We start from the raw sequence: 16696 nt of genomic DNA, 5'->3' as shown, positions 1-16696 counted from the left end.
CTTTCCCTAGGTGTGTTGGGATTCGATAAAATCGAACATTCCTACGTAGGATATAAAGGAAACTCTTTGGAACCATAGTGGTTAAGGAAGTTCGACAAGTCGGACTGTTAACGTACGGAGTAAGGGGAGAATCGCTAACAGCACGGGCTATGTAGCTGGAGTGGAAATAGGGGACAACTTTGTTCCCTTTTTCAACATGTTTGGCAAAGTATCAGTAGATAAATTTTCTTTGGAGGTTATTATGACAACAGCACGATACCGTAGAATTGTGTTAAAATTAAGTGGTGAAGCATTAAGTGGTCAGCAGGGCTTTGGTATAGAGCCAAAAATTATTCAATCAATTGCATCCCAAGTGAAGGAAGTTGCAGAACTAGGTGTAGAAGTTGCTGTCGTTGTTGGCGGTGGAAATATCTGGCGCGGAAAAGTTGGTAGTGAGATGGGAATGGATCGTGCTACTGCAGATTATATGGGAATGTTGGCTACTGTGATGAATTCACTAGCGCTTCAAGATGGCCTAGAAACCATTGGAATCGAATCTCGCGTTCAAACAAGCATCGAAATGAGACAGGTTGCTGAACCGTACATAAGAAGAAAAGCCATACGTCATCTAGAGAAGAAACGTGTTGTTATTTTTGCAGCTGGTACTGGAAATCCATATTTCTCAACAGATACGACGGCTGCACTTAGGGCTGCAGAAATTGAGGCAGAAGTTATATTGATGGCTAAAAATAATGTTGATGGAGTCTATACAGCTGATCCGAAAATTGATAAAAATGCTACTAAATATGATTCACTTACCTATATGGAAATGTTGAATGAAGGCCTTGGTGTAATGGATGCGACCGCGTCATCATTATGTATGGATAATGATATACCATTAATCGTATTTTCTATTACGGAAGAAGGAAATATTAAAAAAGTTGTTCAAGGTGAAACCATTGGTACAACTATAAGGGGGAAATAAACATGTCTGAAGCGATTATGAAAAGTATGCGTCAAAAAATGGAGCAAGCAGTACAAGCATTTTCAAAAAGTCTTGCAACAGTCCGTGCAGGACGTGCAAATCCTAGTTTACTTGATAGTGTTTATGTTGATTATTATGGTGCAGCTACACCACTTAATCAGTTAGCTAATATCTCTGCACCTGAAGCAAGATCACTCATTATCACTCCATATGATAAAACGGCACTTTCTGATATTGAAAAGGCAATCCAGAAAGCAGACCTTGGTTTATCACCATCAAATGATGGGAATATTATCCGTATAAGTATTCCACCACTAACAGAAGAAAGAAGAAAAGATTTAGTTAAAGTTGTTGGAAAGTATGCGGAAGAGTATCGTGTACAAGTACGTAACGTGCGAAGAGATGCGAATGATCAACTTAAAAAAGAAGAAAAAAAGGCTGCATTAACGGAAGATGAATTAAGAAACGCGCAAGATGACGTTCAAAAAGAAACAAATAATCATATTGCTAAAATCGATCAACTTGCAAAAGATAAAGAAAGTGAAATTATGGAAGTATAAGCAAGGTTTCGTGCTTGAGCCTTTATTTAACATCAAAAAAGGTGTAGAATAAGTAAAAGAGCCCTCTTCTCTAAGGGGGCTTTTCCATTCATCGCAAAATGATACACATGCTAAATGAAAGAATTATTGTGTCACCCTTTTATTTTAATGAGTGGGTTATTATAAGTGCGTAATATAATGTTTAACTCCATCATAAGTTAAAAAGAAGGGATTTACGCAATAATATTCGGAGGACAAAATATGTCGATGAAATTTCCTTTTATAAAAAATAATAAACAAAAAGAAGAGACAGATGTTGAACTTGACCATGTACCAGAACATGTTGCAATTATTATGGACGGAAATGGGCGCTGGGCAAAAAGAAGAGGACTTCCACGGGTTGCAGGTCATAAAGAAGGGGTACATGCAGTAAATAAAGTAGTAAGAGCCTCTGCAAAAGCTAATGTAAAAATTCTAACATTATATGCTTTCTCAACGGAAAATTGGAAGCGACCGAAGTCGGAAATAGACTTCTTAATGAAATTACCAAAAGAGTTCCTCCATATCTATTTACCTGAAATAATGGAGAACAACGTGAAGATTCAAACGATAGGTGAGTTTGATGCATTGCCAGGTCATACGAAAGAGGCTGTGCAGTATGCCATTGATAAGACGAAAGATAACGATGGTTTATTATTAAATTTTGCATTAAACTATGGTGGTAGATATGAAATCATGAGAGCAATTAAGCAAATTTTGAATGATGTGGATTGCTCGAAACTATCTGTAGATGCATTAGATGAGAACATTTTTAACAATTATTTGTATACAAATGGACAAAAAGATCCTGATTTATTAATACGAACAAGTGGTGAACAACGATTGAGTAATTTCTTATTATGGCAATCAGCTTATACAGAATTTTGGTTTACTGATACACTATGGCCAGATTTTGATGAGAAGGTATTGTGGCAGGCATTAGAAGAATTTCAGCAACGAAAAAGACGCTTTGGTGGATTGTAGGGGGTTATGAAAGAATGAAGCAGCGAACAATTACAGCGATAATTGCACTCCTAATTTTTGTACCTTTAATTATAATCGGTGAATGGCCCTTTACATTATTCATATACTTAATCGCATCGATTGGTCTAATAGAATTAATACGAATGAGAAGTATTGGTAATTACTTTATGCCGAGTCTTCTAGGTCTCCTCTTACTGTGGTTGATATTATACCAAGATTCATGGAATATCATTTCGGACATACCAAAATTTGAATTAATTACCTTCCTTATTCTCCTTTTACTAGCTTATACCGTGTTAGTGAAAAATAAGTTCACATTTGACCATGCTGGATTTGTTCTTCTAGCAACTTTTTACATAGGATTAGGGTTCTTTTATTTAATTGAAACCAGAACTGGGGATAGTGGACTAAAAAATATCTTTTTTGCATTTTTAATCATTTGGTCAACAGATACGGGGGCATATTTAGTTGGTAGGAAGTTTGGTAAGAGAAAGTTATGGCCAACAATAAGCCCGAATAAAACTGTTGAAGGTGCTTTAGGTGGTATTTTACTAGCGTGTATTGTAGCAGGTATTTTTCATACTATCACTCCTTTTTCACATTCATTCATTATCGTTATTCTGGTTGCGATCTTAGCGTCTATATTTGGACAAGTTGGTGACCTTGTTGAATCAGCACTAAAGCGTAATTACGGTGTGAAAGACTCAGGAAAAATACTTCCTGGCCATGGAGGGATACTAGATCGTTTTGATAGCTTGCTTTTTGTTCTACCTTTATTACACATCATTCATTTCTTCGTTTGATGGTATTTAAAGTATATTAAATTTGATAGAAATCATTAGTTGTAGGGTTTAGGAATCCAACTAAAAGGATGGTGCTATTGTTGACCACAGTTATTGCGTTTATATTTATGTTTGGCTTACTTGTGTTTGTGCATGAGTGGGGACATATGATTTTTGCTAAACGAGCTGGAATGTTAGTCCGAGAGTTTGCGATTGGCTTTGGACCAAAAATTGTCTCATTTACAAGAAATGAAACACTTTATACCATTCGCTTGATCCCTGCTGGTGGTTATGTACGAGTTGCTGGTGAAGACCCAGAGATTATTGAGTTAAAGCCTGGGCATCACATCGGATTAGAATTCAATAATCATGGAAAAGTAGAAAAAATTATCGTCAATAATAAGTCAAAACATCCAAATGCTCGTGTAATTGAAGTAGAAAAAGTAGACCTTGATCATCAGCTAATCATTGAAGGTTATGAACTCGATAATGATGAGGAAAGACTAACATTTGAGGTGGATCGTAAAGCATTCTTCATTATGGATGAAAAAGAAACACAGATTGCTCCATATGATCGACAATTTGCATCAAAAACAGCTGGTCAACGTGCAATGCAATTATTTGCTGGTCCGCTGATGAATTTTATATTAGCTATCCTTCTTTTTGTGATTTTGGGATTGGTCCAAGGTATACCTGTAGAGGAAGCGAAATTGGGTGAAATCATTTCAGATACTCCTGCAGAAGAAGCTGGTTTCATGGAAAATGATGAGGTCATTAAAATAGAAGATAATTCTATCTCTACTTGGGAAGAATTTACAACTATTGTAAGAGAAAACCCCAATGAAGAATTAACGATGACAGTGCTTAGAGATGGACAAGAACATACACTATCTGTTGTTCCAACTGAAGCTCAAGCTGTCGATCAAAAAGGAGAAGAAATATCAATTGGCCAAATTGGTGTACGTGCTGGTTTTGAAAAATCCGTCCTTGGAACGTTACAGTATGGATTTGAACAAACCTATAGTGTAACGAAATTGGTTCTGACCAATCTTGGAATGCTAATTACAGGTCAGGTACCGATTGATGTTCTGTCAGGACCAGTTGGCATTTATGATGCAACAGACCAGGTTGTACAATCTGGATTTATGAATTTAATTATGTGGACAGCGATGTTGAGTGTTAACTTGGGAATTATAAATCTTGTCCCGTTACCTGCTCTAGATGGTGGAAGGTTATTATTTGTCGGACTTGAGAAGCTTCGCGGTAAACCGGTGCCACCTGAAAAGGAAGGGATATTCCACTTCGTTGGATTTGCCCTTTTAATGTTATTAATGTTAGTCGTAACATGGAATGACATACAACGTCTATTTTTGTAATAAATAAATGCGAGAACCCTTGCCCATTGAGTGGTGGCAGGGGTTCTCATTATTTGGTAGTATTTTTATGTTGAAAGGTTTTATAGGTAAGGCGTACAATTAGATTAATAGTAGTTTAGACCTGTTCGTTTTAGGGGGAGAAAAATGGATATATCAAAAAAGGAGAAAATGGCTCTATTGTTGAAACAGCTTCAATTACCAGATGAGTTTACGACAAACCATTTTCATGAAAGCTATATTGAAAAGATAGAGGTATATAAGCAGACGAAAACGTGGCATTTTAAAATATACAACCAAAATATACTTCCGCCAAATGTTTATCAATTATTTCTTTCAAAACTCAGAGAAAGCTTCCAACCTATTGCAAATATTGATTTAACCCTTGATTCTGGCAATAAGAATTGTGAGGATGATATTGTTAGTGGTTATTGGCAAATTTTTATTTCTTCTATAACGAATCTATCACCAGCATATAAGGATTTAGTTCAAAATCAAGTTCCTAAGGTAAATAATAATAAGATTGTGTTGACTGCAAGGAATGAAGCAGAATCTAAAGCTTTGAAAAAAAGATTAGAAGAAGAATTTAAAATCTATTGTAAAAAAGTTGGAATGTTGTCTTATGTATTAGATATAGAAGTGAAAACAGACATAGCTGATATTCAACGATTTAAAGAAATCAAGGCACAGGAAGATAGAGCTATTGTCATGAAAACCGTACAAGAAAAAGAAAAACGAGATCAAGAAAAATCAGTACACGAGGAAAGTGGCCCACTGATGCTTGGATATAACATAAAAGACGAAGCAATTCTAATGGAGGAAATTCTTGAGGAAGAGCGACGTGTTGTTGTACAGGGATACATCTTCTCTGCGGAAATTCGGGAGCTTCGTTCGGGTAGAAGTTTACTCATAATTAAAGCGACGGATTATTCTGATTCATTACAGATTAAAATGTTCTCGAAAAACGATGAGGATGCTGCTAAATTTAAATCTGTTAAAGAAGGAATGTGGATTAAAGCAAGAGGTAGCATACAAACGGATATGTATTCCAATGAATTAGCAATGATGGCAAATGATATTGCTGAAGTTAGAGTTGAAACTCGGATGGATACAGCTAAAGAAGATGAAAAACGGGTTGAATTACACGCCCATACAACGATGAGCCAAATTGATGCAGTTGTTTCGCCTACTGCTCTCGTTACACAAGCAGCAAAATGGGGACATAAAGCTGTCGCGATTACTGATCATGCTGGTGTTCAAGGTTTTCCAGATGCTTATGCTGCAGGTAAAAAGAATAATATTAAGGTTTTATATGGCGTAGAGGCAAACTTAGTTGATGATGGTGTTCCAATCGCATATAACGTTTGTGATTTAGAGCTAGAAAATGCTACGTATGTTGTATTTGATGTAGAGACTACTGGACTTTCGGCGGTTTATGATACGATCATTGAACTTGCTGCAGTTAAGATTCATAAAGGAGAGGTTATTGATCGATTCGAAGCTTTTGCCAATCCGCATCATCCCTTATCACAAACAACAATTGAGTTAACGGGAATAACAGATGACATGGTCCGTGATGCACCTGAAATAGAAGACGTGTTAAAGGACTTTCATAAGTGGATGGAAGACAGTGTGTTAGTAGCTCATAATGCAAGCTTTGATATGGGATTCTTAAATCAAGGTTTAAAACGAATCAATTATGAAGAAGCAAATAACCCCGTCATTGATACACTAGAGCTTGCAAGATTTCTTCTGCCTGAATTGAAGAATCATCGATTAAACACATTATGTAAACATTTGGATATTGAATTAACACAGCACCACAGAGCAATCTATGATGCTGAAGCTACGGGATACCTTTTATGGAAGCTCGTGCAGCGGTTGCCCGAAAAAGAAATAACAAATCATAATCAGCTTAATAATCATATGGGTGAAGGAAACGCATATCAGCGCTCTAGACCGTTTCATGTTACGTTACTTGCACAAACTGAAATTGGTCTAAAGAACTTGTATAAGCTAGTATCATTTGCGCATATAGACTACTTTTATCGTGTACCTCGTATTCCTCGTTCTCTATTACAAAAGCATCGTGAAGGATTATTGGTAGGAACCGCTTGTGATAAAGGGGAAGTCTTTGAAACAATGATGCAGAAATCACAAGAAGAAGCTGAAAAAGTAGCAGGATTCTATGACTACATCGAAGTCCAGCCACCAACTAATTATATTCATTTAATTGAAAAAGATCTTGTACAAAATGAAGCACAAGTACTAGATATTCTTTCAAAAATCGTTGAATTAGGTGAACGCCTTAATAAACTCGTGGTAGCAACAGGAAATGTACATTATCTTGAGGAGCATGATAAGATATACCGCCAAATTCTTATTAAATCACAAGCTGGAAACCCTTTGAATAGGCAAACACTACCAGATACACCATTCCGTACAACAAATGAAATGCTCGCGTGTTTTAGCTTTTTAGGGGAAGAAAAGGCCAGAGAAATCGTAATAACGAATACAAATAAATTGGCGGATGCAATTGAGGAATTCTCACCAGTGAAGAACGATTTGTATACACCTACCATTGAGGGTGCTGAAGAAGAAATAAGGGAACTATCTTATAATCGTGCAATAAGTATTTATGGTGACCCAGTGCCAAAAATAGTTAGTGATCGTTTAGAAAAAGAATTAGATAGTATCATTGGTAATGGTTTTGCTGTTATCTATTTAATTTCTCAAAAATTGGTGAAAAAATCATTGGAAGATGGGTACTTGGTAGGCTCACGGGGCTCTGTTGGTTCGTCACTCGTAGCAACGATGACGGAAATTACTGAAGTAAATCCACTCCCACCACATTATGCATGTAAGGAATGTCATTATAACGAATTTATTAATGACGGTTCGGTCGGTAGTGGATTTGACCTACCAGACAAAGATTGCCCAAATTGTGGTGCTTCCTTAATGAAGGATGGACAAGATATTCCATTTGAAACGTTCCTTGGATTTAAAGGAGATAAAGTACCAGATATCGATTTGAATTTCTCTGGTGCCTACCAACCACGAGCACATAATTACACAAAGGAACTATTTGGTGTTGATTATGTGTATCGCGCTGGAACAATCGGTACAGTAGCTGAAAAAACTGCTTATGGGTATGTTAAAGGTTTTGCGTCTGACAATAATTTAGTTTATAAAAATGCGGAAGTTGATAGACTAGTGAAAGGCTGCACAGGTGTGAAACGGACAACAGGGCAGCATCCAGGCGGCATTATCGTTGTACCTGGTGATATGGAGATTTTTGATTTCACACCTATACAATTTCCAGCCGATGATCGAAATAGTGAATGGAGAACAACGCACTTTGATTTCCATTCGATTCATGATAATCTATTAAAACTTGATATTCTTGGACACGATGATCCCACAGTGATCCGGATGTTACAAGATTTAAGTGGAATCGAGCCAAAGACAATACCAACAGATGACCCAGAGGTAATGAAAATATTTTCTGGACCAGAATCACTCGGTGTTACTGCAGACCAAATAAACTGCAAAACAGGTACATTAGGAGTGCCAGAATTTGGTACGAAATTTGTTAGACAAATGCTTGAAGACACAAAGCCTTCAACATTCTCTGAGTTATTAATTATCTCAGGGTTATCTCATGGTACGGATGTATGGTTAGGGAATGCACAGGAATTGATCAATGATGGTATTTGCGAACTATCTGATGTAATCGGATGTCGTGATGATATTATGGTTTATCTAATGCATAAAGGGTTAGAACCATCGCTTGCCTTTAAAATCATGGAGTTTGTCCGAAAAGGGAAAGGCCTACAAGATGAATGGATTGTCGAAATGAAAAAACATAATGTGCCAGATTGGTATATTGATTCGTGTAAAAAAATAAAATATATGTTCCCGAAAGCCCATGCAGCTGCATATGTATTAATGGCTATTCGGATTGCATATTTCAAAGTGCATCATCCAATCCTTTTTTATGCTGCATATTTTACCGTACGTGCTGACGACTTCGATTTAGATTCCATGAATAAAGGATCTGCTGCTATTCGTAAGCGTATGGAGGGGATTTCGGTAAAAGGAAATGATGCTTCTCCTAAGGAAAAGAATCTGTTAACCGTATTAGAGGTAGCACTAGAAATGTGTGAACGTGGATTTTCTTTCAGTAAGGTAGACCTTTATAAGTCAAGTGCTTCAGAATTTATTGTCGATGGAAATAGTTTAATTCCGCCATTTAATGCAATTGATGGACTAGGAACCAACGCTGCAATAAATATCGTGAAAGCCCGTGAAGAAGGGGAATTTCTATCGAAAGAAGATTTACGAGAACGCAGTAAAATTTCTAAAACCGTATTAGAATACTTGGATAATATGGGATGTCTTGAAGGCATGGCAGAGAAAAACCAACTATCCTTATTTTAAATGCTGTTTTCAAATTAGAATGGGATTACCTTTACTCGTTCTACCGAATAGAATTGTTGTTTTTGTTAGATAGGATGTAAACTGCGCAGTAAGTGCTGTGTTGATTTCCGTTCTGGGCAGTACGCGCACCTTAGGGCACGGCTTCAGCCCTCCTCGGAAGAAAATCACTTCCTGCGGGGTCTTCAGACACGTACTTTTCCCGCAGGAGTCGACTGCCCTCCACTCCAATCAACAATGATAATAGTGCTAAACCATGATGTACTTGAGTAAAGAGCAATTAGTGTGTTTCCGGAACGGCGTGATTTAGCATATCCCTTTAAGTTATGCAGTAGTTTATATCAATTACAAACTATAAAAAGCAACAATTTCTATGAAAAGAGTTTTAAATTAAAACAGAGCAAGTCCATTTGGGCTTGCTCTGTTTTTAATTATTTTATTTCTAAAACATGGTATAATATATAAATATTCCAAACATATCATGAAGAGGATTAATTCTGTAAAGTAGGTGTGGGAGAATTGGATTATGTATATAACAAGGATAGTGGGGTAAAACAATTTTTAATGGATAATCGTGCAATCTTTGAAGAGCAATTGCTAAAAGAAGCAGATACTGTCCGGGAAAAGATAGAAGAGATAAAGTTACTAGGAAATATTAATTTACTTGAAAACGCACATAAGCTAATAATTTATTCGATCAATGGGCAGGAAGAAGATGTTATCGTCTTCGGCAAAAAAGAGGGTATTGCCTGGGCGGAGCATAAATTAACATTGAAGTTTAAAATTGAGTGGGTACAGGCCATTCGAAAAACATTACTTCATTTTATTGAGGAATATGACAAATTAAATGATAAACCGTATAACAACGATTTATTTACGCTTTTAAAACAAATAAATGTTCTAATTGATAAATTTTTTAAAGGATTCTTTTTAAGCTATTCCGGTTATAAGGATGCATTGTTAGAATCACAAACGAAATTAGTAGAAAATTTATCCGTACCAATTATACCTATATCCACTTCTATAAGCATTCTCCCATTAATCGGAGCAATGGATGATTTACGAATAAGTACGATTGAAGAGAAAGTATTATTGGCTATAAAAGAAAAGCGTATTCAAACATTAATTATTGATTTATCGGGAATTTCTTCTCTGAATTTTGAAGAGATTCAACAATTTATGAAAATGATGGATGGAATCAGAATGATGGGGTGTCAAATAATTATTACAGGTATACGTCCAGAAGTAGTAAAGAATGTTGTAACAACAGGTTTATCTTTTGGGAGAGAAATGGAAGTTAGAGCAACCCTAGAGAAAGCATTAAAGGATTATTTAAAGAATGATACAGTGTTAGAAGAAAGCTCAATTCCTACTACCTAATTTGTCATAATCCTTCTGTAAAGGCTTCGTCCTTGCATCGATTATTTTTTTGTGATATATTCTTAGTGGTAAGTAATGATACGAAACATTTCAGGAGAGTGGGTCTTTTGCCCACTCTTTCTTCGTACTTCTACTCTGTTCAGGAAACCTCTCCCTTGCCGCTCATATTTGGCAAGGGTTTTGTATTGAATAGATAGTTTTACTTGATTAGTTCATAATAAGAAATAAAACAAGACTTGATAGAAGGAGGATGAATGTGAGTTCTCATGTGATAGATACAACAGAAGAGTTAGTAAAACCTATTATAGAAGCGAAAAACTTAGAATTAGTGGATATCGAATACGTAAAAGAGGGTAAAAACTGGTTTCTACGCGTCTATATTGATAAACCAGGTGGAATCGATATTGCTGAATGTGGTGAGGTTTCAGAACAGTTAAGCGAAAAGTTAGATGAACACGATCCGATAAAAGATCCGTATTTTCTAGAAGTATCCTCACCAGGGGTTGAACGCCCACTTAAGACGAAAGCTGATTTCGAAAAAAATATAATGAAAAATGTTTTTATTAAATTATATGAACCAATTGAAGAAAAAAAAGAGTATGAAGGTATGATGAAAGATTTCCAAGGAGATATAATCACATTAGAGTACAAGGTAAAAACAAGGACAAAACAAGTAGAAATACCTTACGAAAAAATAGCTAAGGCAAGGCTTGCGGTAGTTTTTTAAAGGGGGATAAGGAAAGTGAGCAGTCAGTTGTTTGACGCAATTGAAAATTTATCAAAGGAAAAAGGTATAGACAAAGACGTTCTTCTAGAAGCTTTAGAAGCTGCTCTTATATCGGCATACAAAAAGAATTTTAAATCTGCCTCTAACGTAAGAGTAGAGCTTAATGAAGAAACTGGTAATATGAGAGTATACTCTAGGAAAATCGTTGTTGAAGAAGTGGAAGACTCCCAACAAGAAATCTCTATAGAAGAGGCGAGACTTGAAGACCCTAACCATGAAGTGGATGATATTATTGAAGTAGAGGTAACACCGAAAGACTTCGGCCGTATTGCCGCTCAGGCTGCAAAACAAGTAGTTACACAACGTGTTAGAGAAGCGGAACGTGGTGTAATATTCTCTGAGTATATCGATAGGGAAGATGATGTCATGACCGGAATCATCCAACGAAAAGACGCACGTTTCGTTTATGTGAACCTAGGAAAGATTGAAGCGAAACTGGCTGAAGCAGAACAAATGCCTACTGAATCATATGATATTCACGACCGTCTTAAAGTTTACGTTACGAAAGTGGAAAATACAAGCAAAGGACCGCAAATCTACATTTCAAGATCACACCCAGGTTTATTAAAGCGCCTTTTTGAAATGGAAGTTCCAGAAATTTACGATGGGACAGTTGAAATTAAATCAGTTGCTAGAGAAGCTGGAGATCGCTCTAAGATATCTGTTTATGCCAAAGATCCAGAAGTGGACCCAGTAGGATCTTGTGTTGGACAAAAAGGGCAGCGCGTTCAAGCAATCGTAAATGAATTAAAGGGTGAAAAGATTGATATTGTACAGTGGTCAGAAGACCCTACAGTCTACGTTTCTAATGCCCTAAGTCCTTCGAAGGTTGTTAGTGTACTAGTTGATGAAGAAGAAAAGGCAACAACAGTCATTGTTCCAGATTATCAGTTATCACTAGCGATTGGTAAACGTGGTCAAAACGCAAGACTTGCCGCGAAGCTTACGGGATGGAAGATCGATATTAAGAGTGAATCTGATGCTATAGCAGAAGGACTGATTACAACAGAAACTTATTCTAACGAAGAGGAAGATTTGTTCGAATAAGGAGGTATTAACGGTGGTTAAGAAAAGGAAAATTCCAGAACGAAAATGTGTCATTACAAGTGAAATGAAACCAAAAAAAGACCTTATCCGCATTGTTCGGAACAAAGAAGGGGAAGTATTTGTTGATTCGTCTGGTAAAAAGAATGGCCGTGGTGCATATTTATCAAAGGATTTAACTGTCATTTTACAAGCTGAAAAAACAAATGCATTAAATCGCCATTTAGATGCGGATGTTGATCCATCTATCTATGAAGAATTGAAAAAATTAGTCGGTGGAACAACAAATGAATAAGAAGTACCTAAATATGATAGGGTTAGCATATCGTGCAAGGAAATGTTCACTAGGAGAAGAGACAATCATTAAAGATATTAAAATGCAAAAAGCAAAATTAGTAGTAATTGCGAGTGATACGGGTCCACAGACCAAAAAAAGATTAACAGATAAATGCAAATTTTATAATATACCTTTTGTGATGGTAGAAGATGATCGGGAAACAATATCCAATGCTTTAGGGAAATCACAAAGAGTAGCTGTCGCAATATTAGACGCAGGATTTGCAGGTAAAATTATGACGTTAATCGGGGAATAAATTCGGGGGTGAACGTATGAGTAAAATACGTGTATATGAATATGCAAAACAAAATAATACAACAAGTAAAGATGTAATCAACTATTTAAAAGAAATTAATGCTGAAGTTTCCAACCATATGTCAACAATAGCACCAGAAGTTAAAGGGAAACTTGATGAAAAATTTAGCAAAAAACAGGATACGCAGAAGAGTAAACAAGAAAATACCAATAATAAACCTGTGAATAAGAATAAGCCGGAAGTAAAGAAAGATAAGAAACCAGTAAATAACGGGAAACGGGACCAACCAAATAACAAGAAAAATAATAAGAAACAAAAAGGTCCAAAAAAAGCAAGACCAACCAATAATCATCAACCTGTAGTAAAAGTAACACCGAAGAAAATAACGTATAGTGATACGCTAACGGTTAGTGATTTAGCTGATAAACTAAATAAAGAACCTGCTGAACTTATAAAGAAATTAATGTTCTTAGGTGTGATGGCTACCAAAAATCAAGATTTAGATGATGATGCTGTTGAATTAATTTGTAGTGAATTTGACGTAGAGGTTGAGAAGGAAATTATTCTAGAAGATACCGATCTTGATAAATATGTTGCCCCAGATGATGAAGCTAGTCTAATTGAAAGACCTGCTGTTGTTACGATTATGGGACACGTTGACCATGGTAAAACAACTACACTTGATGCAATACGTCATACGAAAGTAACAGCAGGTGAAGCTGGGGGAATTACCCAACATATTGGTGCTTATCAAGTTGAGGTTGAAGGGAAGAAGATTACTTTCTTGGATACACCTGGCCATGCTGCATTTACAAGTATGCGTTCTCGTGGTGCGCAAATTACGGATATCGCTATCTTAGTCGTAGCTGCAGATGATGGTGTTATGCCACAAACTGTTGAAGCGATCAATCATGCAAAGGCTGCAGAGGTTCCGATTATTATTGCTGTAAATAAGATGGATAAAGAGGCTGCAAATCCTGATCGCGTCATGCAAGAATTAACAGAATATGAACTCATACCTGAAGCTTGGGGCGGTAGTACAATTTTTGTAAATATCTCTGCTATCAAAAACGAAGGTATCGATGAGTTATTAGAAATGATTCTTCTTGTTGCTGAAGTTGAGGAGTTAAAAGCCAATCCAAAAGCAAATGCATTTGGATCTGTTATTGAAGCAGAACTAGATAAAGGGCGAGGTAGTGTTGCTACATTACTCGTACAAAATGGTACATTACGTGTTGGTGATTCTATTGTAGTCGGTAATACATTTGGCCGTGTGCGCGCAATGATTAATGATCTTGGTGTACGTGTTACTGAAGCAGGTCCATCAACACCAGTTGAAATTACTGGCTTACATGACGTCCCGCAAGCTGGTGACCAATTCCTTGTGTTTGAAGATGAGAAACAAGGCCGCCAAGTTGGGGAAGCTCGTCAGCAAAAAGCAATTGTTGAAAATCGCTCAGGACAAGCGAAAGTTAGCCTTGAGGATCTATTTGAGCAAATAAAACAAGGTGAAATGAAAGAATTAAACATAATCATTAAATCGGATGTACAAGGTTCAACGGAAGCACTTGCTTCATCTCTACAAAAGATTGATGTAGAAGGCGTTAAAATTAATATTATTCATTCGGGTGCAGGTGCAATTACAGAATCAGATATAATATTAGCCTCTGCTTCTAATGCAATTATTATTGGTTTTAATGTTCGTCCAGATGCAAATGCTAAGAATGCAGCTGATCGAGAAAATGTAGATATTCGCCTACATCGCGTTATTTATAAAGCAATTGAAGAAATTGAATCAGCAATGAAAGGCTTACTTGATCCAGAATTTGAAGAGAAGGTCATTGGTCAAGTTGAAGTACGTGAAACATTTAAAGTATCGAAAGTAGGTACAATTGCTGGAAGCTATGTAACAGATGGTAAGATTACTCGTGACGCTGGAGTAAGAGTTATCCGTGATGGCGTAGTTATCTATGAGGGAGAAATTGATACATTAAAACGTTTCAAAGATGATGTGAAAGAAGTAGCACAAAATTATGAATGTGGTATAACAATCACGAACTTTAATGATATTAAGGTTGGAGATGTTATCGAAGCATATAAAATGGAGGAAATCGAGCGTTCATGATTCTATATGCTGAAGTGGAGTGTATGATGTACGAAGGGAACTCTTTAAAGTTTAAACGATCGATTATCAAGCGAGTGATGGCTAAGCTAAAAAATAGTTGTAATGTAGCAGTAACCGAATTAGACTACCATGATTTGTGGCAACGGACGAAATTTGGAATAGTTACAATATCACGCAACTTAGACCATGCGGAACAAGTAATCGGGGAGGTACTCCGTATAATCGATACATTTCCAGAACTTGAGCGTACAATTACGAATGTAGAACGACTATAAAATCCCTTCTTTTTATAACAGGCATTTTAACGAGGTGAATATAATGGCTGAATTACGTGCAAATCGCGTAGCAGAACAAATGAAAAAAGAATTAGGGGAAATTCTTACGAGAAAAATTAAGGATCCTAGAGTCGGCTTTGTTACCGTTACAGATGTTGAGGTAACTGGGGACCTTCAGCAAGCGACAATATATATTTCTGTTCTAGGTGATGACAAGCAGAAGAAGGATACGCTACTTGGACTTGCGAAGGCGAAGGGGTTTATTCGCTCAGAAATTGGTCAGCGCATCCGTTTACGAAAAACACCTGAACTGACATTTGAATTTGATGAAGCTTTTGCATATGGAAATCGAATCGATTCTATATTGCGTGATTTGAATAAGTAATTGTTTTACGGATCTGACTCGTTTTGGTATATATTGCGAGTCAGATTTTTCCATGCTTTAATTTATTGTATTACCTGGAGGTGAACGGAATGAATGGAATCTTACCATTATGGAAGCCAAGTGGCATGACATCACATGATTGTGTGATGAAAATACGCAAGTTGTTTCACACCAAAAAAGTAGGACATACTGGCACACTTGACCCAGAGGTAGTAGGTGTTTTACCTATTTGTATCGGACAAGCGACGAAGATTGTCCCATTTCTAACAAATACGACGAAAACATATGTAGCAACGGTTAAACTTGGTTCCGCTACAGATACGGAAGATGCTACTGGCACTATAATCGAGGAAAAAAAAGTGAGCAAGTCACCAGCTAGGGATGAAATTCTACATGTACTAAACAATTTCAAGGGTATGATTACACAAATCCCCCCAATGTATTCAGCAGTAAAAGTAAACGGGAAGAAACTGTATGAATATGCAAGAATGGGGAAAGTGCCGCCTGAACGTCCTAAAAGAAATATTACTATTTATGAAATAGAATTGTTATCGAAGGAAATGGATACTTTTCAGATTAGAGTAGTTTGTTCAAAAGGGACCTACATACGTACACTTTGTGTTGATATTGGAAAAGCGTTAGGATATCCTGCCCACATGCAGGATTTGGTAAGAACAGAAACTGGGACATTTACAAAGAAAAATTCCATAACTTTTGATATGATAGAGGAAGCTGTGGTTGCTGGTAGGCAAGATGATTTATTAGCCCCTATCGTCTCTGGGCTAAGTCATTTAGATACATTACATGTTGATGGACAAACGAAAGAGAGAGTGTTATACGGTCAAAAGCTCTCTAAGCCTGATAAAATCATGCAAACAGATCCATTTGTTGTAATGCACAACGGGCAATTGTTAGCAATCTATCAAAACCACCCTGAAAACGAAGAACAAATAAAACCAGTTCGTGTTTTTAGTGAGTGAGAAGGAAGT

At 36.6% G+C, this 16696-nt stretch carries 15 protein-coding genes; all 15 read left to right on the top strand.

The annotated features are described in order from the left end of the window. Positions 1-241 precede the first annotated feature (241 nt). The 15 genes from pyrH (at position 242) to truB (ending at position 16687) form a co-directional block, all read left to right on the top strand. Positions 242-964 carry a UMP kinase gene (gene pyrH / locus D8M05_RS04760; protein WP_121129179.1) on the top strand — a complete coding sequence of 241 codons (723 nt, stop codon included), beginning with the start codon at positions 242-244 and terminating at the stop codon, positions 962-964. 2 nt (positions 965-966) lie between these two features. After that, positions 967-1524 (top strand): ribosome recycling factor, encoded by a 558-nt coding sequence (gene frr / locus D8M05_RS04755; protein WP_121129177.1) that lies wholly within the window; start codon positions 967-969, stop codon positions 1522-1524. Between the two features lie 240 nt (positions 1525-1764). After that, complete coding sequence (locus D8M05_RS04750) at positions 1765-2526, top strand: undecaprenyl pyrophosphate synthase (protein ID WP_121129175.1); 762 nt, start codon at positions 1765-1767, stop codon at positions 2524-2526. Positions 2527-2540: 14 nt separating this feature from the next. Beyond that, positions 2541-3329, top strand: a complete 789-nt coding sequence (locus D8M05_RS04745; protein WP_121129173.1) for a phosphatidate cytidylyltransferase — start codon at positions 2541-2543, stop codon at positions 3327-3329. An 80-nt stretch (positions 3330-3409) separates the two neighbouring features. Then, positions 3410-4684, top strand: a complete 1275-nt coding sequence (gene rseP / locus D8M05_RS04740) for an RIP metalloprotease RseP (RefSeq protein WP_121129171.1) — start codon at positions 3410-3412, stop codon at positions 4682-4684. A 144-nt stretch (positions 4685-4828) separates the two neighbouring features. Next, positions 4829-9121 (top strand): PolC-type DNA polymerase III, encoded by a 4293-nt coding sequence (locus D8M05_RS04735; RefSeq protein WP_121129169.1) that lies wholly within the window; start codon positions 4829-4831, stop codon positions 9119-9121. A 516-nt stretch (positions 9122-9637) separates the two neighbouring features. Beyond that, positions 9638-10498, top strand: a complete 861-nt coding sequence (locus tag D8M05_RS04730) for an STAS domain-containing protein (RefSeq protein WP_245985196.1) — start codon at positions 9638-9640, stop codon at positions 10496-10498. A 256-nt stretch (positions 10499-10754) separates the two neighbouring features. After that, positions 10755-11225 carry a ribosome maturation factor RimP gene (rimP, locus tag D8M05_RS04725; protein ID WP_121129167.1) on the top strand — a complete coding sequence of 157 codons (471 nt, stop codon included), beginning with the start codon at positions 10755-10757 and terminating at the stop codon, positions 11223-11225. A gap of 15 nt (positions 11226-11240) precedes the next feature. Then, positions 11241-12332: a transcription termination factor NusA gene (gene nusA, locus D8M05_RS04720; protein WP_121129165.1), complete on the top strand. Its 1092-nt coding sequence runs from the start codon at positions 11241-11243 to the stop codon at positions 12330-12332. A gap of 13 nt (positions 12333-12345) precedes the next feature. Beyond that, complete coding sequence (gene rnpM / locus D8M05_RS04715; protein ID WP_121129163.1) at positions 12346-12624, top strand: RNase P modulator RnpM; 279 nt, start codon at positions 12346-12348, stop codon at positions 12622-12624. Further along, positions 12617-12922 carry a L7Ae/L30e/S12e/Gadd45 family ribosomal protein gene (locus D8M05_RS04710; protein WP_121129161.1) on the top strand — a complete coding sequence of 102 codons (306 nt, stop codon included), beginning with the start codon at positions 12617-12619 and terminating at the stop codon, positions 12920-12922. Before rnpM ends, D8M05_RS04710 begins: the two co-directional genes overlap by 8 nt. 16 nt (positions 12923-12938) lie before the next feature. Beyond that, on the top strand, positions 12939-15047 hold the full coding sequence (gene infB, locus D8M05_RS04705) for a translation initiation factor IF-2 (protein ID WP_121129159.1): 2109 nt from the start codon (positions 12939-12941) through the stop codon (positions 15045-15047). Continuing rightward, a complete protein-coding gene (locus D8M05_RS04700) occupies positions 15044-15322 on the top strand; it encodes a DUF503 domain-containing protein (RefSeq protein WP_121129157.1) in 279 nt (92 codons plus the stop codon). The genes infB and D8M05_RS04700 overlap by 4 nt, the downstream gene beginning before the upstream one ends. Positions 15323-15365: 43 nt before the next feature. Continuing rightward, a complete protein-coding gene (gene rbfA, locus D8M05_RS04695; RefSeq protein ID WP_121129155.1) occupies positions 15366-15707 on the top strand; it encodes a 30S ribosome-binding factor RbfA in 342 nt (113 codons plus the stop codon). 89 nt (positions 15708-15796) lie between these two features. Then, entirely contained in the window at positions 15797-16687 is an 891-nt protein-coding gene (gene truB / locus D8M05_RS04690; protein ID WP_121129153.1) for a tRNA pseudouridine(55) synthase TruB, read from the top strand. The last annotated feature ends 9 nt before the right edge of the window (positions 16688-16696 follow it).

This window comes from Oceanobacillus bengalensis, assembly GCF_003628445.1.
GTDB classification, from domain to species: Bacteria; Bacillota; Bacilli; order Bacillales; family Amphibacillaceae; genus Oceanobacillus; species Oceanobacillus bengalensis.
The sequence above is the reverse complement of the archived record's forward strand: the minus strand, read 5'-3'. Positions and strand labels throughout refer to the sequence as shown.

Bases quoted from the DNA above. Each gene is read 5' to 3' on its own strand.
- truB (WP_121129153.1), top strand. From the start codon at position 15,797: ATGAATGGAATCTTACCATTATGGAAGCCAAGTGGCATGACATCACAT.
- infB (WP_121129159.1), top strand. From the start codon at position 12,939: ATGAGTAAAATACGTGTATATGAATATGCAAAACAAAATAATACAACA.
- D8M05_RS04710 (WP_121129161.1), top strand. From the start codon at position 12,617: ATGAATAAGAAGTACCTAAATATGATAGGGTTAGCATATCGTGCAAGG.
- rbfA (WP_121129155.1), top strand. From the start codon at position 15,366: ATGGCTGAATTACGTGCAAATCGCGTAGCAGAACAAATGAAAAAAGAA.
- frr (WP_121129177.1), top strand. From the start codon at position 967: ATGTCTGAAGCGATTATGAAAAGTATGCGTCAAAAAATGGAGCAAGCA.
- D8M05_RS04745 (WP_121129173.1), top strand. From the start codon at position 2,541: ATGAAGCAGCGAACAATTACAGCGATAATTGCACTCCTAATTTTTGTA.
- D8M05_RS04735 (WP_121129169.1), top strand. From the start codon at position 4,829: ATGGATATATCAAAAAAGGAGAAAATGGCTCTATTGTTGAAACAGCTT.
- pyrH (WP_121129179.1), top strand. From the start codon at position 242: ATGACAACAGCACGATACCGTAGAATTGTGTTAAAATTAAGTGGTGAA.
- D8M05_RS04700 (WP_121129157.1), top strand. From the start codon at position 15,044: ATGATTCTATATGCTGAAGTGGAGTGTATGATGTACGAAGGGAACTCT.
- D8M05_RS04750 (WP_121129175.1), top strand. From the start codon at position 1,765: ATGTCGATGAAATTTCCTTTTATAAAAAATAATAAACAAAAAGAAGAG.